Origin of the sequence: Micromonospora sp. NPDC085948, assembly GCF_040686315.1 — a bacterium.
In the GTDB taxonomy this organism is placed as follows: Bacteria; Actinomycetota; Actinomycetes; order Mycobacteriales; family Micromonosporaceae; genus Micromonospora.
On record NZ_JBFBJW010000013.1, the window covers coordinates 77063 to 96156 of the forward strand.

Genomic DNA, 19094 nt, shown 5'->3' on the forward strand with positions numbered 1-19094 from the left:
GTCACTCCTCGACCGCGCCGGCGCTGGGGGTGACCAGGAAGTCGTAGACGGTGCGGGCCATCCGGCGGACCGTCTCGTCGCCGCTGGCCATCGGGCCGGCGGTGAGGAACGCGACGGCGGTCTCGGTGCCGGGGATCAGGTAGTAGCCGACGTCATGGGAGGCGTCCGGCAGGTCACCGGTCTTGTGGGCCACCGGCACCCCGGGTGGCAGCGCCGCCGGGATCTTGGTGTTCAGGGTCTGCTCCCGCATGAACCCGACCATGAGGTCACGGGAGGCGGAGGTGAGGATCTCGCCGTCCCAGACCGCCCCGAGCAGGGACACCACGTCGTCGGGGCTCGTGTAGTTCTCCTCGCCGCGTTGCGCCGCCGCGCTGTCGAGCATCCGGCGGGCCAAGATGGTCGATCGTTGGTTCATCGAGTCGATCAGCGCGTTGACCGGGGCGAACCCGCCGAGGTAGGTGATCAGCACGTTCGCGGCGACGTTGTCGCTGTACTTGATCAGATACTGGGCGAGCCGATGCAGGGTGACCACCTGCGGGAACGTCTCGAACTGGAGCTGACCGGTGCCACCGACCACGTCCTGCGGGGTGACCAGTACGCCGTCGTCGAGTGAAACCTGTCCACAGTCGACCCGGCGAAGCAGCTCGACGAGGATCCACAGTTTGATCACGCTGGCGGCCTTGGGGCGCAGCGCGCCGTTGACGGCGATCTGCTGGTCGCCGTACCGGCCGGACAGGTCGCGGACGGTGACTCCGGCCGGGTTGAGACTCGCGTCGGCGACCACCCGGGCGAGCTGTCCGCTGAGCGGGAACAGCCGGGCTCCCGCGACCGGGTCGGTGGGCGGCTGCGGGCTGGTGACCACCACGCCGGTCAGCTCGACCGGCGGGCGGTGCTGGGGGATCACCTCGAGCGTGCCCTCGCTGCGGCCGGTCAACGGCACCCGGTAGCGGTAGGCCGTGCCCCCGACGACGACCGCGCCGCTGGCCACCCCGGCGGCGACGAGCATGCCCGGGTCGGCGACCCGTCCGGTGTCACCGTCACAGGCCCGGTAGCGCACGGTGTGCCCGAGCGAGTCCACCGCGAACACCCCACCGGGAAACGACAGCCAGGACACCTCGCTTGTCGGCGCCCGCTCCGGCGTCGGCTCGACACCGGGCTCGTGGCCCTGCCCGCCGCCCGGCTCGACCGCGTGCCCCGGCTCGGCCGGCCGCGCCGGGTCCGCGCCGGGTCCGGGGCCGTCCGCGGTGGCCGGCCCGGTCGCGGCCAGCACGGCGAGCGCGACCGCCGCCGCCAGCCCCTTCCGAGGTACGCGGACAGGGGCTGGCGGCGGTGAAGATGAGGACCTGTTGTCGCTTTTTCTCACGTTTGTACGATATGAAGCGCTGCGGAGCGGTGCGACAAGCGAGGTCGGCGTCACCCGTCCGGGCGGCGATGTCCCCATGAGCGTGATGACTCACAGGTATAAAGATGACTCACCGGCATCAACCTCATCAGAGGCACCGACCCCCGGAGGTCCCCATGTTGATCATCGCAGGCAGCCTGCGGGTTGAACCCTCCGCACGCGAGGCGTACCTGTCCGACTGCGAAAAGGTCATCGCGCAGGCGCGCGCCAGCGCCGGCTGCCTCGACTTCCTGCTTGCGGCCGACCCGTTGGAGCCGGGACGGATCCACGTCTACGAACGCTGGGAGTCCGCGGAGCAGTTGGCCGCATTCCGTGGCTCGGGGCCGAGTGACACGCAGGAAGCGGAGATCCTCGACGCCGATGTGCAGCGCTACCTGATCTCCGGCGTCGAGGCACCCTGACCCGGGTCACCCACGGCCGGAGGTTCACATCGGCGGTCCCGATGCGGGCTCGGGTTCCGCGGGCAGGCCGGGCGCCAGCCGGCGGATCGAGGCGAAGGCGGGCGTCAGCGCTTCGTACAGCTCGGCGAACAGTGGCAGCAGCGCCGCGTACGTGGCGGCGGCGGCCGGGTCGGGGCGGATCGTCTCCTCGATCCGGACGAGGTCGGCGGCGACGTCGATGCTGGGGATCAGCCCGAGCGCCTGCATGCCGAGCAGTGCCGCGCCGAAGCTGGACCCCTCGTGTGCGGCCGGAAAACTCACCGGCACGCCGAGCACGTCGGCGAGCATCTGCCGCCACAGGCCGCTGCGGGCGAAGCCGCCACCGGCACGGATCTCGCGGACCTCGTTGCCGGCCGCCCGTACCGAGCTGAGCACCAGGGCGAGTTGCTGGCAGACCCCCTCCAACGCGGCACGGATCAGGTGCTCGCGGCGGTGGCTGTGGGTCAACCCCACGTACGCCCCGCGCGGCAGGGCGCTCCAGTGTGGTGCCCGTTCGCTGTGCAGGTACGGCAGCATGATGAGCCCGCCCGAGCCGGCCGGCGCGCGGGCCGCCAGGGCGACCAGGTCCTCTTCGGAGTGCTCACCCAGATCCGGCGCGAGCGCCTCGCCAGCCCACTTGAGGACGATGCCGCCGTTGTTGATCGCACCGCCGACCGCCCAGCGGTGCTCGGTCAGCGCGTAGCAGAACACGCCGCCGAGTGGGTCCACCCCGGGCCGCTCGACCATCACCCGCATCGCGCCGCTGGTGCCGATCGAGCAGGCCACCATGCCGGGGTGCACCGCGCCCAGGCCCAGGTTCGCGAGCGGGCCGTCGCCCGCACCGACCACCACCGGGGTGCGCTCCGGCAGGCCGGTGGTGGCCGCGGCCTGCGGGGTGAGGCCGGGCAGCACGGCGGTGGTGGCGACCAGTTGGGGCAGTTGCTCCTCGGTGATGCCGGCGATGGTCAGCGCCTCGCTGTCCCATTCCAGCCGGTGGATGTCCAGCAGGCCGCTGGCCGAGGCGATCGAGTGGTCGGTGACCAGCGCGTCGCAGAGCCGCAGTAGCACCCAGTCCTTGATGCCCACCCAGTGCGCGACGCGCTCGAAGAGTTTCGGCTCCTGCTCGGCGAACCAGACCAGCTTGGGCAGCGGCGACATCGGATGCATCGGCGTGCCGGTACGCCGGTGCAGCGCCAGCCCGGACGGCACCGCCCGGAGCCGCTCGGCCTGCCGGATCGCGCGTGAGTCGGCCCAGGTCACCGACGGCGTGAGCGGGTTGCCGTCCGGGTCCAGCCCGATCAGGCTGTGCATGGCGGAGCAGAACGCCAACCCGGCCACCGGCTGGACCAGCTCGGCCACGACCACGCTCACCGACTTGAGCACCGCGTCGAGGATGAGGTGCGGGTCCTGCTCGGCGTAGCCGGGTTGCGGGTCGTTCAGCGGGTAGCCGACCGAGTGGCTGCCGAGCTGTCGCCCGTCGGTGTCGTACGCGACGGCCTTGGTGCTGGTGGTGCCGATGTCGACGCCGACGACCACTCCGGGCCGGGTGTCCTGTGGCACGCGCTCACCCCCTTTCGCGCGGCGGTGCGGCGGCGATGCCACCCGGCTGCGGTTGACGTTACCGAGACGGCGACGGCCCCCGCAGGACACGCGCACAGGACATCCGTCGACGCGACAGTATCGGCCTATCGTGTGGCTTTATCCGCCGATCGGGTATTTTGCCCCTTCCGGCGTGTCCGGGTGCCACGCCGCGTCTGTTGAACGGGGAGACACCCAGATTGGTGGCCTACGCGGCGAAGGAGTCGGCGTGGCAAAGACTGATTCAACGGGTTCCACCTGGCGGTACCGGTGGGCGCACCGGCAGAACGTGCGGCGGGTCAGCACGTTCCGGGGCGCCGAGACGGCCTGGCGGCGACGTGCCGACGAGCTGCGGCGACTGCGCGCTCTCGCCGCCGACTTCCAGGGCTCCGCCGCGGCCGGCGACGGCCTGCCCCTGGAGTTGACCGCCGACGAGGCGGTGCTGTGGGTGCTGCCCGCCGCGCAACTGGTCGAGGTACGGCACACCCCGGTGCTGCCCGCCCCGGACCTCACGGTCGCCCCGCCGACCGGACCACTACGCCCGCGCCGCCCGGACGGCGTACGCGTCACCGACACCGGCATGGCCGTGATCACCAGCCGTCGCCTGGTGCTGCTCGGCGGACGCGGCCGGCGCGACTGGGCGTACGGCCGGATGACCGGCCTGGCCCACGACCCCGCGTCGCCGGTCACGTTGATCCAGGTGCTGGACCGGCGGACGACCGCCGGGTTGCTGCTGCCCATCGACGCGGCGCCGGACTTCCGGTTCAAGCTGACCCTGGCCTTCGCCGACGCGATCGAACAGCGCGCCGCGGTGCTCGACCAACTCGACGAGATGATCGCCGAGCACGCCCAGCTCAAGCCGTTCCGGCCGGCCGTGGCCACCCCGGCGCAGGCCCGGCTCACGTCGTTCGTACCCGGTGGTCGCCGGACCATCGCGGTGGCGGCCGCGCTGGCGTTGCTGGTGCCGGCGGCGCTCATCGAGTCGAATCCGTCCGACCCGACCGGCGGCCCGGAGGTCGCCGCCGCCGCAACCCCCAGCGCGGAGCCCCTGCTGATCCGCCCGGCAGCCCCGGCGCTCACCCGCGTCACCCCACCGCCGAAGCCGACGACGTCGCCACGCTCGGCGCCCCGCACGACCGCCGACCCGCGTTGCGGGGCGCCGGAGAACCCCCTGGGGTACGGCTTCTGCGGCGGTACCCGGATCCGTCGGCCCGCCCCGGAGGTGTGCGACTGGTTCGACTGCGTGCCGCAGTTCTGGGCCGGGCGGGGTTACCTCGTGCAGTGTCGCGACGGTTCGGTCAGCCTGGCCGGTGGCGGAGCGAAAGCGTGCGGCGAGCACCGTGGGGTGCGGCGAACCATCACGAAGTGACCGATTTGGGAGTTAAAGTCTGCTTCGGTCGGTCACAATTGCCGAGTGGAGATCAGGTCTGACGATGGCGCGCGGGTGCGGATACGCCCCGTCGGCTACCAGCCTGGCATCGACCCGCCCGACGACCCCGACCGGGCCGCGCCCGGCTGGCACGACTGGCTGCTCATCGAGGTGGACGCCCGTACCGCCGACGGCCAGACCTGGTCGCACCACTACCCGAGCCTGATGGTCGAGGAAGCCCGCGCGTTCGGCGGCTGGCTGCGCGGGCAGGCCACCTCGGCGCTCGAATCGAACGCGCCACCGGCGATGGTCAGTTTCACCGAACCCAACCTGGCCCTCCGCTCCCGGGTGCTCCGCCGCCGCCGGCTGGAGCTGATCGTGGAGTTCTCCGCCGAGTCGCTACCGCCGTGGATGCGCCGCCCGTCCGGCGCGATCTACCCGTTGCTGCTCACCGTCTCGGCGGACGCCCTCGCGGCGGCCGCCGAGCAGTGGGCCGAGCACTGCGCGGCGTACCCGCCGCGGATCCGGTCGAGGTTCCCCACCGAGAACCCCGGGTCGGTGCACCATCCGCGCCGCGCGGGCTGAACGGCTCACCACGCGTTGTCCTTGTGGAGCCGGTAACGCCCTGCTCTGATGTGCGGTCATGGGTGCTGAGCAGGTCCACCGCACGGTGGAAGCGGTGTGGCGAATCGAATCCGGACGGGTCGTCGCCGCCCTGGCCGGGCTGGTCCGCGACATTGGCTGGGCCGAGGAGTTGGCCCAGGACGCCCTGGTCGCCGCGCTGGAGCAGTGGCCGCGCGACGGCGTACCGGCCAACCCGGGCGCGTGGCTGACCACCGTCGGCAAACGGCGGGCGATCGACGCGCTGCGCCGGCGGAGCCTGCTGGAACGCCGGGTGGCCGACCTCGGGCGCGACCTCGACGACGAGCGGTTCACCCCCGACTTCGACGCCGCGTTCGAGGAACGCATCGACGACGACCTCCTGCGGCTGGTGTTCACGGCCTGCCACCCGCTGCTGTCACCACAGGCGCGCGCGGCACTGACCCTGCGGGTGTTGGGCGGGCTGAAGACCGAGGAGATCGCCCGGGCATTCCTGGTGGCGGAGACGACCGTCGCGCAGCGCATCACCCGGGCCAAGAAGACGCTCGCCGAGGCGAAGGTGCCGTTCGAGGTGCCCGGCGTGGCCGAGCGCGGCGAACGGCTCGCCTCCGTGCTGGAGGTCATCTACCTGATCTTCAACGAGGGCTACTCCGCGACGGCCGGCGACGACTGGATGCGCCCGGCGCTCTGCGCGGACGCGCTGCGGCTGGCCCGCCTCGTGCAGGAGCTGATGCCCGAGGAGCCGGAGGTGCACGGGCTGGCCGCGCTGCTGGAGATCCAGGCGTCGCGGACCGCCGCCCGGGTCGACGCCGACGGCGAGCCGATCCTGCTGCTGGAGCAGGACCGGGGACGCTGGGACCGGCTGCTGATCCGTCGTGGCCTCACCGCGCTCGGCCGGGCCAGAGCGGCGAACGGCCCGCCCGGCCCGTACACCCTCCAGGCGGAGATCGCGGCCTGCCACGCGCGCGCGGCTACCCCGCGGGAGACCGACTGGGCGCGCATCGCCGCCGGCTACGCGGAGCTGGCCCGGGTCGTACCGTCCCCGGTCGTGGAGCTGAACCGGGCCGTCGCGGTCTCCTTCGCCGACGGCCCGGCCGCCGGTCTGGAACTGGCCCGGGCGCTGGCCGACGAGCCGGCGCTGGCCGGCTACCACCTGCTGCCCAGCGTGCTCGGTGACCTGCTGGCCAAGCTGGGCCGCCACGACGAGGCGCGCGCCGAGTTCGAACGGGCCGCCGAGCTGACCGGCAACGAACGCGAACGCGCGCTGCTGCGCGCCCGTGCGGCCGACTGCGCCCGCGGGGTCACGCCAACCCGGTGAAGAATTCTTCGACAGTCATGTCGTATCCCGCCCCGACCGCTCGACGCGTCAGCGAAAGCCGGCTCGCACCGGCAAGGGGGACCGGCGACCGGCCGGCACGGACAAGGAGAGCGACATGACGACGACAGCGAAGGCGACGAGCGCGGGGTCCGCGGTGGCGGGCGTCGACTCCCGGCGTACGACGACCAGGGCGCTGTTGGCCGGCGGAGCCGCCGCCGGCCCGCTGTTCGTGGTGGTGGCCGCCGCCCAGGTGCTCACCCGCGACGGGTTCGACCTGAGCCGGCAGCCGCTCAGCCTGCTGGCCCTGGGCGACCTGGGTTGGATCCAGATCGCCAACTTCGTGCTGACCGGGCTGCTGGCCCTGGCCGGCGCGGTGGGGCTGCGCCGGACGCTGCGGGGTGAGCCGGGCGGGACGTGGGGTCCGGCGTTGATCGCCGTGCACGGCCTCGGCCTGGTCATCGGCGGGGTGCTGGTCTCGGACCCGAGCATGGGCTGGCCGGCCGGCGCGCCGGAGGGCACGCCCGACACGGTGAGCTGGCACGCCATCGGTCACGGTGTCGGCGCGGGGCTGGCCTTCGGTTCGCTGCCCATCGCCTGCCTGGTCTTCGCCCGCACCTGGTGGCGGGCCGGGCAGCGCGGTTGGGCCGCCTACTCGCTGGGCAGCGCGACGGCCATTGTCGCGATCCTGGCCTGGCCCGACCAGGACACCCTCAGCATCCGGATGGCGCTCGCCTGTCTCGTCACCTTCGGCTGGCTCACCGCGCTCTGCGCTCGACCGTTCACCCGCTGACCCGCTGACCCGCTGACCCGCACCCAACGATCACGAGAGGACCACACCGATGCGCTACATGATGATGCACAAGCTCGACGAGAACCTGCCCGGAGCGTTCAACCCGAGCCCGGAGTTCATGGCCCGGATGGAAGGTTTCATGAAGGAGGTCGCGCAGGCCGGGATCCTGGTCGCCGCCGAGGGGCTCTGCCCGACCGTCACCGACGCCACCCGGATCACCGTGAGTGGCGGCACGACCACCGTCACCGACGGGCCGTTCACCGAGACCAAGGAACTGATCGCCGGGTTCGCGCTCGTCGACGTGCGCTCCCACGAGGAGGCCGTGCAGTGGGGACGGCGGTTCGCCGACGTCTTCGCCGAGACGATCGGCGAGGTGGAGGTGGACATCCGTCGGGTCTACGAGGCTCCCGAGGCCGGCCAGCACGGCTGACCTCGTCGCGCCGCCGCCCGGGTCACCCGGGCGGCGGTTCGACGTCCACTGCCGGCCGGGGGTATGGGTAGGGTGATCGTCGTCAGCCACGAGAAGGAGGTGAGCCCGGTGACCACCCGACGTCAATCCTGGGCGCTCTTCTCGGCCGTCCCCCTCAGCTGACCACTCGCGTCGGGGAGTGCGCCCTCCTTTCTCGGAGGACACATGTCCATCTCCCCGTTCCGCATCGACGTACCCGATGCGGTCCTCGACGACCTGCGGACCCGACTGGCCCGTACCCGCTTCACCGACCGCAGCGGCCACCGGCCGTGGCAGGGTGGCGTCGATCCCGACTACCTGCGGGACCTGGTGTCCTACTGGCACGACGGGTTCGACTGGCGAGCGCGCGAAACCGAGCTGAACGCGTACCCCCACCACCTGGCAGTCGTCGGCGGCCGGAAGCTGCACTACCTGCACGTCCGGGCGGCGCGCCCGGCCGGTGCGCCCACGCCGTTGCCGTTGCTGCTGAGCCACGGCTGGCCCAGCAGCTTCGTCGAGATGCTGCCGCTTGTCGACCGCCTGACCGACCCCGATCGGCCCGGCGGCGCGTTCGACGTGGTGGTGCCCTCGCTGCCGGGCTTCGGCTTCTCGGAGGTCCCGGACGAGCCGGTGACCCGGGCGCTCCTCGCCCGGACCCTGCACGAGCTGATGACCGAGGTACTCGGCTACGAGCGGTACGGTGCTTTCGGCGGCGACGTCGGGGGTGTGGTGACCGGCTGGCTCGGCGCCCTGTACCCGGAGCAGGTCGTCGGCATCCACCTGATCCACCCACCGTTCCCGGCCAGCTTCGACGCCCGTCCACTGTCGGCGGCCGAGCAGGCGTACCTGGACGCCGAGGCCGCGTACGACGAGACCGACGGCGGCTACAGCGCCATCATGGGCACCCGCCCGGACACCCTCGCGGCGGCGCTCGCCGACTCACCGGCCGGGCTGGCCGCCTGGCTCGTGGACAAGTACCGGGACTGGACCGACAACCACGGCGACCTGGCGAACAGCGTCGACCGGGACACCCTGCTCACCATCATCACCCTCTACTGGGTGACCGGCTCGATCGGCTCGTCGTTCCGGCAGTACGCCGACTTCGACCACAACACCCCACGACCCATGATCGAAGTGCCGGCGGCGTTCACGGTGAGCACCGAGCCCTCGCAGGCCAACTTCCCGCGCGAGATCGCGGAGCGGGCCTGCACCGACATCCGGCACTGGAGCGAGCCGGGCCGGGGCGGGCACTTCCTGCCGTTGGAGGAGCCGGACCTGTTGGCCGACGAGCTGAGGCGTTTCTTCACCTCGCTGCACGGGTGATGTCCGACGGCGGAGCCGCGCTCAAGACGGCCGGCTCCGCCGCCTGGCCTCGGTCGTGCCCGCCAAGGGGCCTATTACATCAAATAAGTTTGATGTAATGTGCGGCTGTGATGTCAGAGACAGCCGGCACCAGCGCACCGCCCGGGTTCGTGACCGCCGTCGGGCACCCGGTGCGGTGGCGTTTGATCAGCGAGCTGGCCCACAGTGACCTTGCTGTGCACGAGCTGACGGCGCTGCTCGGCCAACCGCAGAACCTCGTCTCCTATCACCTCGGCAAACTGCGCAGGGCCGAGTTGGTGACCGCGCGGCGTAGCAGCGCCGACGGCCGCGACACCTACTATTCGCTCGCCCTGGCCCACTGCGGCGACCTGCTGTCCGGCACCGGCGCTGCCCTGCACCCCGGGCTGCGGCTCACTCCGCCCACGCCGGCCACCGCGGTGACCGGACGAGTGCTGTTCCTGTGCACGGGCAACAGTTCACGGTCGCAGATGGCCGAGGCGCTGCTGCGGGAACGCACCTCCGGCACCGTGGCGGCCTACAGCGCCGGAAGCCAACCCAAGCCGGTCCATCCGCACGCGACAAGCGCCATGGCGGCACGCGGCATCGACCTGACCAAGGCGCTGCCCAAACACGTGGACGAGTTCGCCGGTCAGCGATTTGACGTCGTGATCACCCTGTGCGACCGGGTCAAGGAGGTCTGCCCCGAGTTCCTCGGACAGTCACGGCTCGTGCACTGGAGCATCCCGGACCCGGCCGCCGATCCCGACGGGTTGCCCGCTTTCCAGCGGGTCGCCGACGACCTCGCCCAACGCGTCAGTTTCCTGCTGCACGCGCTCGCCGCCCACGAGAGAAGGCATCATGACCAGCCCCATCAATGACAACACCGTGAGCGTGCGCTACCTCGTCGATGACGTCGCCGCCGCGATCGACTTCTACACCACCCACCTCGGCTTCACGTCGGCCCACGCATTCCTGCCCGCTTTCGCCGACGTCCGACGCGGCAACCTGCGGCTACTGCTGTCCGGCCCGGACAGTTCCGCAGGGCGGTCCATGCCGGACGGACGCCGTCCGCACCCTGGCGGCTGGAACCGCATCCACCTGATCGTCGCCGACGTCGACACGGAGGTTGCCCGGCTGCGCGCTGCCGGAGTTGCCTTCCGCAGCGACGTCATCGCAGGTCCGGGCGGCCGGCAGATCGTCCTGGACGACCCGGCCGGCAACCCCGTCGAACTCTTCGCGCCGGCACCTGCCTGACCTGTCCGTCAATTCTCTCCTTTCGGGCGCAACGGGATGCATCGATCGTGGTTGCGTTCCCTGTCACGTACATGAGCGGTTGTACCGCGCGTGACCGTGACCTCTGTGGCCTGCGCCCCCTGGCGGATCGCCTGGGCCGAGCGCGAGAACGAGCGCCGGCAGCGCGCGTACCGCGACGCCACCGACGCCTGGCTGCGCCGCGACGACCACCTGACCCGGCTCCGCATCGAGGCCGCCGGCTTCCTCGGGTGTACGCAGCCCCGCATCGGCCTACCGGTGGACCTCGACCACGACGAACTCGTCTTCCGCGTCCTTCCCGTCGCCACGCTCGTCGAGGCCGAGGCGCGGCACGTCCCCGGCCTGCCCAGCCCGGGTCCCTGCGACTTCGCCGACACCGTGCACGCGGCGCTGCCAGCGGGCCTGCGGGTGCTCGACACCGGGATGGCCGTCGTGACCAGCCGCCGCGTGGCCTTCGCTGGCCGCGAGCATCGGCGCGAGTGGCGGTACGCGGACCTGCTCGGCCCCGCCCACCACCCCGACGTGCCGGTCACCCTGCTGCCCGTTGACGGTCGCGGATCTGCCGAGTCGGCGCGACCCCGGCACCGACTCTCCGGGCTGCTGGTTCCGGCCAGCGCCGTGGTGAACTTCCGCTTCTATCTCACCCTCGCGGCCACCGCCGATCGCGCCGCCGTCAGCGCGCAGGTCGACGCCCTGCTGACCGCCCACCGACACGCCCGGCCCGCGCCTCCGGTGTCGGCGGCACCCGACGACGCGCCCTCGACAGCGGTCCGCCTGGACCGCCGGACCCTCGCCGTCGCCGCCGTCGCGACCGTGGTGTTCGCGACGCTGGCCCCCGGCACCGTGGGACCACAGCAGGCCGGCACTCTGCGACGAGCGGAAGCGGCGATCATCGCGACGGGTGAGCCGATCGTGCGGAACACCGCGACGCGTACACCTTCCGTCCTGGGGGTGGCGAGCCCGAGCACGCCGGTGCGTCCGGTACGGCCTCTGGCGGCCGGTCCGCAGCAGCCCGCCGCGCCGGTCCCGTCCGCCGCTGTGCTGGCTGCGCCGGTCCCCACCACCGTTCCGGTGCCGCTCACCGAGCCGGTGCCAACCACCGTTCCGGTGCCGCTCACCGAGCCGGCACCGACCATCGCGCCCACTCCGTCCAGTGCTCCCGCCCCGTCGGCCAGCGCGACGCCGACGCCAGCTCCGACGCCGACCGACCCGCCCACCGCGGCCTGGCCGGGCTCACCGTCGCCGACCGCGACGCCCGACCCCGCGCTGGTGATGGCGTGCCTGGATTCTCTGCTGCCGCTTGTGGACCGGCTGCTCTGCCCGCCGACCGGGCCGTGATCCAGGGCCGTTGCGGTCGGGTCAGCTCGTGGCGCCGAAGTCGGGGAGGGTGAGGGAGCCGTCCGGGCCGAGGGTGAAGCCGGGGTTCCAGGCGATCTCCCAGACGTGACCGTCCGGGTCGGCGAAGTAGCCGGCGTAGCCGCCGTAGAACGTCTCCCGCGCCGGCTGGGTCACCTCGGCGCCGGCCTTGCCCGCGGTCGCCATCACCTCGTCGACCTCCGCCCGGGAGCGGACGTTCTGGGCCAGGGTCATGCCGCCGAAGCCGCCGGTGTCCGGGTTGGGGACTCCCGCGTCGGCGGCCAGCTTGTCTCGGCTCCACAGCACCAGGGCCAGGCCGCCCGCCTGGAGGAAGACCGTCTCCTCGACCTCCTGGCCCTGCCAGCCGAGGTGTTCGTAGAAGGCTTTGGCGCGCGCCAGGTCCGAGACGCCGAGGGTGATCAGACTGATCCGCTGCTCCATCCTCGTAACCTAACGCGCCAGCGCCCGGGGGCGCGGCAAGGTAGACCAGAGCAATCCGAGGAATCTACACTCTTCTCTGTTAACGCTCACACTCGTCCCAGTGCTGAGGCAGTGACGCCATGCCGATGTGACGATCGGCGCCCGCCGGGTGAACACCCGGCAGCCGGCGGCTGCTCGGTCCGGCCGGCCCCGATCCCAGACGGATGCCGGCTGCCCGTGGCGGCCCCACCGGCCGGCCCATGCCCTCGGCCAGCTCGACCAATCCAGGGGAGACAGCTATGCGAACGAGGGCACGATGGCTCGCGACGCTCGCCGCGCTCGGTGTGGTCATCGCCGGCGTGGTGGCACCCACCGGTCCGGCCAGCGCGGAATCCAACGGCGGGGTACGGGTGATGCCGCTCGGCGACTCCATCACCGAGGGCACCCAGGTGCCGGGCGGGTACCGCATCGGGCTCTGGCAGCGTCTCGCCACCAACAGGTACACGGTGGACTTCGTCGGATCGCAGTTCAACGGGCCGGCCAGCCTGGGTGACCACGACCACCAGGGGCATCCCGGCTGGCGCATCGACCAGATCGACGCGAACATCGTCGGCTGGCTGAACACCCAACGACCGCAGACCGTCCTGCTGCACATCGGCACCAACGACATCCTGCAGAACTACAACGTGAGCACCGCGCCGAACCGGCTCTCCAACCTGATCGACAAGATCACCAACACCGCGCCCACCGCCGAGGTGTTCGTGGCGCAGCTCATCCCGCTCTCCAACAGCGGCCAGGAGGCGGCCAACCGCACCTTCAACGCGGCGATCCCCGGCATCGTCCAGAGCAAGGTCAACGCCGGCAAGCGGGTGCACCTGGTCGACATGCACAGCGCCCTCACCACCGCCGACCTGATCGACGGCGTCCACCCCACCGCCGGCGGCTACGACAAGATGGCCGCCCGCTGGTACAGCGCCTTGCAGTCGGTGCCCGGCAGCATCGGCAACCCGGGCAGCGGCGGCGGACAGACCACCACGATCGTGGGCACCCGGTCCGGCAGGTGCGTCGACGTCCCCGGCTACTCCACCACCAACAGCACCCAGCTGAACCTGTGGGACTGCCACGGCGGCACGAACCAGCAGTGGACCTACACGTCCAGCAAGGCGCTCACCGTCTACGGCAACAAGTGCCTCGACGCCGCCGGCAACAGCACCGCCCCGGGCACCCAGGTCACCATCTACGACTGCCACGGCGGCACGAACCAGCAGTGGAACGTCAACGCGAACGGCACGATCACCGGCGTGCAGTCCGGCCTCTGCCTGGACCCGTACAACCAGGGCACCGCCAACGGCACGAAGCTCGTCCTCTGGACCTGCACCGGCCAGGCCAACCAGCAGTTCAGTCGCCGATGAAACAGCCGACACGGTGGCTGACGACCGCGCTCGCGGCGGTCCTCGGCCTGGCGCTGGCGACAACCACCCGGGACGCGGCCGCCGCCGACAGCCCCTACCAACGGGGTCCGGATCCGACCGCGGCCAGCGTCACCGCCACCCGCGGCCCGTTCGCCACCACGCAGGCGACCGTGCCCGCGGGCCACGGCTTCAACGGCGGGTACGTCTACTACCCGACCGACACCAGCCAGGGCACCTGGGGTGCGGTCGCGATCGTGCCCGGCTACTCCGCCCTGTTCGCCAACGAGGAAGCCTGGATGGGTCCCTGGCTGGCGTCCTTCGGGTTCGTGGTGATCGGCATCGAGACCAACAGCCGCACCGACGGCGCCGACGCCCGTGCCACCCAGTTGCTCGCCGCACTGGACTACCTCACCCGCACCAGCCCGATCCGCGACCGGGTCGACGCCAACCGGCTCGGCGTCATGGGCCACTCGGCGGGCGGCGCCGGCACCCTCCTCGCCGCCCTCCGGCGGCCGACCCTGAAGGCGGCGGTCGGCCTCGCGCCAGGTACGCCCGGCAACAACCTGAACATGTCCACCACCCAGGTCCCCACCATGCTCCTGTCGGGACAGAACGACGGCACTGTCACGCCGTCGTACGTGCAGGGCATCTACAACACGCTGCCCGCCGGCGTGGAACACGCCTGGGCGGAGCTGGCCGGCAACGACCACCTCTCGTTCACCAGGCCGAACCCCACCGAGATGCGACTCCTGATCCCCTGGCTCAAGACGTTCCTGGACAACGACACCCGCTACACCCAGTTCCTCTGCCCACTGGCGAACAGCAGCGGCGTTTCGCGGTACAACGCCACCTGCCCCCTGGTGCCGCCGGACGGCCCGCCGGCACCGCCCACGTCCGCGCCGCCCACGTCCACCCCGCCCACCACGGGTACGCCGACCACGCCGCCACCATCCGGCGCCCCCTGTACCGCGACCTACCGCACAGTCAACTCGTGGTCCGGCGGCTTCCAGGGCGAAGTCACCGTGACCGCAGGCACCGCCCACATCAACGGCTGGACCGTCAGGTGGGAACTGAACAACGGCCAGAGCATCAGCCAGGTCTGGAGCGGCACCCTGAGCACCAGCGGCTCCACCGCAACGGTCCGCAACGTCTCCTACAACGGCTCGCTCGACTCCGGTGCCACGACGAGCTTCGGCTTCCTCGCCTCGGGTACGCCAGCCACCACCTCACCGACCTGCACCAGCCCCTGACCAACCGCAGGACGTAACCGCGAGTCGTGCGGCTCCGATCGGAGCCCACCTGTCGATCGCCGCGCCCCCGGCCAGCGTCATGCGACGCCAGCGTCGAGGGCGCGGCGGCTCGTGCGCCCTTCGGCCCACCGTGGACGGCTGCGGTAGGGCGGGCCGAGCGGTGCGGGACAGCGCCAGCAGGGAGCCCGGTACTAAAATCTCGCCTTGCCGTCAGCATGCGGCTGGCCGACACGGGGAGGTGTCATGCGGCGTCGCCAACTGCTGGCGTCCGGGGTGTTCGCGGCGATGGGGCTCAGTGCTGGGGAGCTGTTGAGAGCTGCCCCGGCCGCCGCCGAACCGGCCTTGCTGAAGAGCGTCGGCGTCCAGCTGCCGGTGGACGACCTGCGGGCGATCGAGCTCGACGAAGCGCGCGGCCGCCTATACATCGCACAGGGGGTTGGTGGCGCACTGCCGCTGGTGGTGACGGATCTCGACGGCCGCCTGCTGTCCCGGGTCACCGCGGTCGCTGACATTTCCGACCTCGTCCTCAGTGCCGACGGACGCTTCCTGTACGCGGCCCAGGGCTTCAACCGGATCATCGCGTTGGATGCCGCCACGCTCACCGTCATCGCCAGCTATCCCGCACCCGTCGGCGCCCACCTGTACACGGTCGAACCGACTGGCGAGAAGGTCGTCGGCGGGTTCATCGACGCCGGTATCGGCTCCGGCGGTCTGCTGGTCTGGTCCGCGCCCGGAACCTCGCCGGTGGTCTACACCGCGGGTCCCAACTACCATCCGATCATCGACGCCAGCCCCGGCGCGCCCGGTCTCCTCGTCGCCGGCGACACCGGGTACTCGCCCGTCACCACGTACGTCATCGATGTCTCCGGTGACAGCCCGACGATCGTCGCACAGCGGGACTACACCGGCAGCAACCTCATCGGCTACGCCGTGAGCCCGGACGGCACCGAAGTGGTGGAGACGGTGGGCAGCCCGTACGAGCACCACTCGTACCGGCTGCCGGATCTCGCCGACGCCAACGTCTATCCGAGCGGCGTCTATCCGCAGGACGCCGCCTGGTCCGGGGACGGCTCGACCGTCGCCATCGGCCGCGCCTCGACCGCCTCCGGTGCCGCCGATGTCTACCTCTACGCCAAGGGCAGCACGGTCCCGACGTACGCCGTCGACTTCCGCAGCGGCGACAGCCTCTGGGAGGGAACGCTGCTGGTGAACCGGGACGGCACCCGGGCCTGGGCGGTCACCTCGACCGATCCCTACCAGGAAACTCAGCTGCTGCACTCCTTCGGGCCGGCGCACCCGCCGACGCCGCCGGTCACCGACCTGGCCGTCACCGCCCAGTTCGGGGGCGGCAAGGACAAGCAGACCGCGCAGCTCACCGTGACGTGGAGTTCGCCCATCGGTGACGACAACTACTGGTGGATCACCGCGTCGACCAACGGCGGGGCCGAGCGGGAGTTCTGGCGCGGCAAGCTGGACGCCACCGGCAGATACACCCTCACCTACTCGCTGCCGCGCGGCACCACCGTCTTCACGGTCCGGTACCGCGACTACTACCAGTTCTACCCGGACGGCTACGCGACCGCGACGCTGCAACGATGAGCGCGCCGGCGACAGCGCGGGCCAGCTCGGCCGCCGGCCCTGGCCAGTAGGGCAACTCCGGCCCCGGAATTCCCTCGCGGCTACGCCCTGCTGTCGCAGACCTGCACTCTTCAGGCCGGCCAGCAGGGGTACGTGTCGCGGAGCAAGTTCATCGCGGGTGCCCGCGGTGCTCGCGCACCCCGACACCTGAAACTCCCGCCACCCTCGACGGCCAAGCATCCGAAAAGGCTTGGCGGGCGACTGTAGTCTGCACAACGGGTAGCGAAGGCCACCCGGAAGAGTGATGGGGTGCGCGCCCTGGGCGCTCCAGGCCAGACGACTGTGGTGTCGAACGCACGGGGGGAACCATGTTCGAGCGGCTGGGCAAATTCGTTGTGCGCAGAGCGTGGTGGGTGATTGCCGGGTGGGTGGTGGCGGCGGCAGCCATCATCCTCACCACACCATCGCTCAGCGACATCACCTCAGCGGATCAGGAAAGCTTCCTGCCCCGCTCGTACGAGTCCGTGCAGGCTACCGAACTCGGGCAGAAGGCGTTTCCACAGCAGGCCACCGCGACCGCGGTCATCGTGGTCAAGCGCGCCGACGGGCAGAAGCTGACGCCGGCGGACGAGTCGACGGTGGGCAAGCTCGCCCAGGCGCTCAAGGCCAAGAACATCCCGCACACGTCCGGCTACCAAACCGGCCCGCCAGCAGTGGCACCGGACAGGTCGGTGCAGATCGTCAACGTCGGGCTCGACGCCCCCACCCCCGACGACCCGACGCTGCTCGACGCCGTCCGCGATCTGCGAGCGGACATCGGCCCGGAGTTGGCGAACAGTGGACTGACCGCGGGCGTGGCCGGCGACGTGGCGAGCTTCGTCGACAACGAGGACACCTTCAACAACGCCTTCGCCGTGGTCGGCATCGCGACGATCATCCTGATCATCGGACTGATCCTGATCATCTTCCGCAGCCCCATCGCCGCGCTGCTGCCCGTGGTGGTCGTCGGCGTCGTCCTGAGCATCACGACGGGTCTCGTCGCCGCCGCCGGCAAGGCATTCGACCTCAGTGTCAGTCAGGACCTCCAGACGATCCTGTTGATCGTGCTGTTCGGCATCGGCACCGACTACATCCTGTTCCTGCTCTTTCGCTACCGGGAACGGCTGCGCGCAGGCGACGACAAGCGCACCGCGATGATCGTCACCGTCCAGCGGGTCGGCGAGGTCATCACCTCGGCCGCCGGAGCGGTAATCGTCGCGTTCCTCGTGCTGCTCCTCGCCTCCCTGGGCTTCTTCGGCTCGCTCGGCCCGGCGCTCGCGATCGCGGTCGGCGTCATGCTCGTCACCTCGCTCACCCTCGTCCCGGCGGTCGTCTCGCTGCTCGGCCGGTACGTCTTCTGGCCGTCGAAGGCCTGGCAGCGTACGCCCAAGGCCACCATCTCGCACCGGCTCGGCAGCATCGTCGGGCGCCGGCCGGCACTCGTCGCGGCGCTCTCCGGCATCATCCTGGTCGCGCTCGCCGCAGGCGTGCTGAGCTACAAGGCCGACTACGACTTCAGCGCCGGCTTCCCGCAGGACACCGAGTCGGCGAAGGCCGCGCAGGACCTCCAGCGCGGGTTCGCCGCCGGTGCGCTCGCCCCCACCGAGGTCTACCTGACCACCAGTAACGGGTCACAACTGACCGAGCAGCAGGTCAACGAGTTCGCCGCGGCCATAGCGAAAGCCCCGGGTGTGGGCCAGGCACAGCCCCCGGAACGCAGCACCGACCCGAGTGTGGCCCGGGTCAACCTGCTGCTGAACGAGAACCCGGTCTCCAACGAGGCGATCACCCTCGTCCGCGAGGACCTGCGCGATGCCGTGCACGCGTCGGCGCCGCCCGGCACCCGGGCGCTGGTGGGCGGGACCACCGCGATCTTCGCGGACATCAACTCGGCGAACAACCGCGACCTGTCGGTGATCCTGCCGGTCGCAGCCGGCCTGATCGCGCTCATCCTCGCGCTGCTGCTGCGCAGCCTGGTCGCGCCGATCTATCTGGTGATCGTGGTGCTGCTCAACTTCGCCGCCACACTGGGCGCGACCGTCTACCTCTTCCAAGGGCTTCAGGGCGAGCCCGGTGTCACCTTCCAGTTGCCGATCATCCTCTACCTCTTCGTGGTGGCGATCGGGACCGACTACAACATCCTGATGATCGCCCGACTACGCGAGGAAGCGCGGGAGGGCAACGCACCACACGAGGCCGCCGCCATCGGTGTGCAACACGCCGGCCCAACCGTCGCGGCAGCCGGACTGATCCTGGCCGGCACGTTCGCGGTGCTGCTGCTCGCGCCGATCTCCTTCCTTCAGCAGATGGGCTTCGCGGTGGCGATCGGCATCGTGCTGTCGGCGTTCGTCATGTCGATGTTCTTCGTCCCGGCGCTGACCGCGCTGATCGGGCACAAGGCGTGGTGGCCGGGCCACGGGGACGAGCGGCCGGCCGGCGGGCGACACGCCCGCGCCGTCGACCAACCGAGCTAGTCGCACTGGGCCAGCAGGAGGCGAGTCAATTCGACACCACTGCCCC

Annotated in this window: 17 protein-coding genes; 14 read left to right on the forward strand and 3 right to left on the reverse strand. The window is 71.2% G+C overall.

Annotated features, from left to right (window positions below; translation table 11 throughout):
• Position 1: 1 nt before the first annotated feature.
• Positions 2-1363 (reverse strand): serine hydrolase, encoded by a 1362-nt coding sequence (locus tag AB0O48_RS26885; RefSeq protein ID WP_365069047.1) that lies wholly within the window; start codon positions 1361-1363, stop codon positions 2-4.
• A gap of 155 nt (positions 1364-1518) precedes the next feature.
• Between AB0O48_RS26885 and AB0O48_RS26890 the strand changes: the two genes are divergently transcribed.
• A complete protein-coding gene (locus AB0O48_RS26890; RefSeq protein ID WP_357242137.1) occupies positions 1519-1803 on the forward strand; it encodes an antibiotic biosynthesis monooxygenase in 285 nt (94 codons plus the stop codon).
• A gap of 24 nt (positions 1804-1827) precedes the next feature.
• Here AB0O48_RS26890 and AB0O48_RS26895 read toward each other — a convergent pair whose 3' ends face one another.
• Complete coding sequence (locus tag AB0O48_RS26895; protein ID WP_365069049.1) at positions 1828-3381, reverse strand: gluconokinase; 1554 nt, start codon at positions 3379-3381, stop codon at positions 1828-1830.
• 247 nt (positions 3382-3628) lie between these two features.
• Between AB0O48_RS26895 and AB0O48_RS26900 the strand changes: the two genes are divergently transcribed.
• The 9 genes from AB0O48_RS26900 to AB0O48_RS26940 all read left to right on the forward strand — a co-directional run bounded on the left by AB0O48_RS26900 (position 3629) and on the right by AB0O48_RS26940 (position 11857).
• The gene (locus AB0O48_RS26900) at positions 3629-4768 is read left to right on the forward strand and encodes a hypothetical protein (protein ID WP_357242143.1); all 1140 of its coding nucleotides are present in this window, start codon (positions 3629-3631) and stop codon (positions 4766-4768) included.
• A gap of 45 nt (positions 4769-4813) precedes the next feature.
• Positions 4814-5353: a hypothetical protein gene (locus AB0O48_RS26905; protein WP_357242146.1), complete on the forward strand. Its 540-nt coding sequence runs from the start codon at positions 4814-4816 to the stop codon at positions 5351-5353.
• Between the two features lie 58 nt (positions 5354-5411).
• The gene (locus AB0O48_RS26910) at positions 5412-6686 is read left to right on the forward strand and encodes an RNA polymerase sigma factor (RefSeq protein WP_365069052.1); all 1275 of its coding nucleotides are present in this window, start codon (positions 5412-5414) and stop codon (positions 6684-6686) included.
• Between the two features lie 115 nt (positions 6687-6801).
• The gene (locus AB0O48_RS26915; RefSeq protein ID WP_365069054.1) at positions 6802-7476 is read left to right on the forward strand and encodes a DUF998 domain-containing protein; all 675 of its coding nucleotides are present in this window, start codon (positions 6802-6804) and stop codon (positions 7474-7476) included.
• A gap of 49 nt (positions 7477-7525) precedes the next feature.
• The gene (locus tag AB0O48_RS26920; protein WP_365069056.1) at positions 7526-7906 is read left to right on the forward strand and encodes a YciI family protein; all 381 of its coding nucleotides are present in this window, start codon (positions 7526-7528) and stop codon (positions 7904-7906) included.
• A 204-nt stretch (positions 7907-8110) separates the two neighbouring features.
• On the forward strand, positions 8111-9247 hold the full coding sequence (locus AB0O48_RS26925; RefSeq protein ID WP_365069058.1) for an epoxide hydrolase family protein: 1137 nt from the start codon (positions 8111-8113) through the stop codon (positions 9245-9247).
• A gap of 110 nt (positions 9248-9357) precedes the next feature.
• Positions 9358-10125, forward strand: a complete 768-nt coding sequence (locus AB0O48_RS26930; protein ID WP_357242161.1) for a metalloregulator ArsR/SmtB family transcription factor — start codon at positions 9358-9360, stop codon at positions 10123-10125.
• On the forward strand, positions 10106-10501 hold the full coding sequence (locus AB0O48_RS26935) for a VOC family protein (protein WP_365069060.1): 396 nt from the start codon (positions 10106-10108) through the stop codon (positions 10499-10501). Before AB0O48_RS26930 ends, AB0O48_RS26935 begins: the two co-directional genes overlap by 20 nt.
• 90 nt (positions 10502-10591) lie before the next feature.
• The gene (locus AB0O48_RS26940) at positions 10592-11857 is read left to right on the forward strand and encodes a hypothetical protein (RefSeq protein ID WP_365069062.1); all 1266 of its coding nucleotides are present in this window, start codon (positions 10592-10594) and stop codon (positions 11855-11857) included.
• Between the two features lie 21 nt (positions 11858-11878).
• Here the strand turns inward: AB0O48_RS26940 and AB0O48_RS26945 are convergent, their stop codons facing one another.
• The gene (locus tag AB0O48_RS26945) at positions 11879-12316 is read right to left on the reverse strand and encodes a VOC family protein (RefSeq protein WP_357242170.1); all 438 of its coding nucleotides are present in this window, start codon (positions 12314-12316) and stop codon (positions 11879-11881) included.
• A gap of 278 nt (positions 12317-12594) precedes the next feature.
• Between AB0O48_RS26945 and AB0O48_RS26950 the strand changes: the two genes are divergently transcribed.
• The 4 genes from AB0O48_RS26950 to AB0O48_RS26965 all read left to right on the forward strand — a co-directional run bounded on the left by AB0O48_RS26950 (position 12595) and on the right by AB0O48_RS26965 (position 19048).
• Entirely contained in the window at positions 12595-13707 is a 1113-nt protein-coding gene (locus AB0O48_RS26950; protein ID WP_357242172.1) for a ricin-type beta-trefoil lectin domain protein, read from the forward strand.
• Positions 13704-14957, forward strand: coding sequence for a cellulose binding domain-containing protein (locus tag AB0O48_RS26955; RefSeq protein ID WP_357242175.1), 1254 nt, complete (start codon positions 13704-13706; stop codon positions 14955-14957). The genes AB0O48_RS26950 and AB0O48_RS26955 overlap by 4 nt, the downstream gene beginning before the upstream one ends.
• A gap of 243 nt (positions 14958-15200) precedes the next feature.
• Positions 15201-16556 carry a hypothetical protein gene (locus AB0O48_RS26960; protein WP_365069065.1) on the forward strand — a complete coding sequence of 452 codons (1356 nt, stop codon included), beginning with the start codon at positions 15201-15203 and terminating at the stop codon, positions 16554-16556.
• A 392-nt stretch (positions 16557-16948) separates the two neighbouring features.
• A complete protein-coding gene (locus tag AB0O48_RS26965; protein ID WP_357242181.1) occupies positions 16949-19048 on the forward strand; it encodes an MMPL family transporter in 2100 nt (699 codons plus the stop codon).
• The last annotated feature ends 46 nt before the right edge of the window (positions 19049-19094 follow it).

What these genes read in the sequence shown, in the direction of transcription:
- AB0O48_RS26950 (WP_357242172.1), top strand. Translation starts at nt 12,595, where the DNA reads ATGCGAACGAGGGCACGATGGCTCGCGACGCTCGCCGCGCTCGGTGTG.
- AB0O48_RS26960 (WP_365069065.1), top strand. Translation starts at nt 15,201, where the DNA reads ATGCGGCGTCGCCAACTGCTGGCGTCCGGGGTGTTCGCGGCGATGGGG.
- AB0O48_RS26890 (WP_357242137.1), top strand. Translation starts at nt 1,519, where the DNA reads ATGTTGATCATCGCAGGCAGCCTGCGGGTTGAACCCTCCGCACGCGAG.
- AB0O48_RS26920 (WP_365069056.1), top strand. Translation starts at nt 7,526, where the DNA reads ATGCGCTACATGATGATGCACAAGCTCGACGAGAACCTGCCCGGAGCG.
- AB0O48_RS26945 (WP_357242170.1), bottom strand. Translation starts at nt 12,316, where the DNA reads ATGGAGCAGCGGATCAGTCTGATCACCCTCGGCGTCTCGGACCTGGCG.
- AB0O48_RS26910 (WP_365069052.1), top strand. Translation starts at nt 5,412, where the DNA reads ATGGGTGCTGAGCAGGTCCACCGCACGGTGGAAGCGGTGTGGCGAATC.
- AB0O48_RS26930 (WP_357242161.1), top strand. Translation starts at nt 9,358, where the DNA reads ATGTCAGAGACAGCCGGCACCAGCGCACCGCCCGGGTTCGTGACCGCC.
- AB0O48_RS26955 (WP_357242175.1), top strand. Translation starts at nt 13,704, where the DNA reads ATGAAACAGCCGACACGGTGGCTGACGACCGCGCTCGCGGCGGTCCTC.
- AB0O48_RS26935 (WP_365069060.1), top strand. Translation starts at nt 10,106, where the DNA reads ATGACCAGCCCCATCAATGACAACACCGTGAGCGTGCGCTACCTCGTC.
- AB0O48_RS26915 (WP_365069054.1), top strand. Translation starts at nt 6,802, where the DNA reads ATGACGACGACAGCGAAGGCGACGAGCGCGGGGTCCGCGGTGGCGGGC.
- AB0O48_RS26925 (WP_365069058.1), top strand. Translation starts at nt 8,111, where the DNA reads ATGTCCATCTCCCCGTTCCGCATCGACGTACCCGATGCGGTCCTCGAC.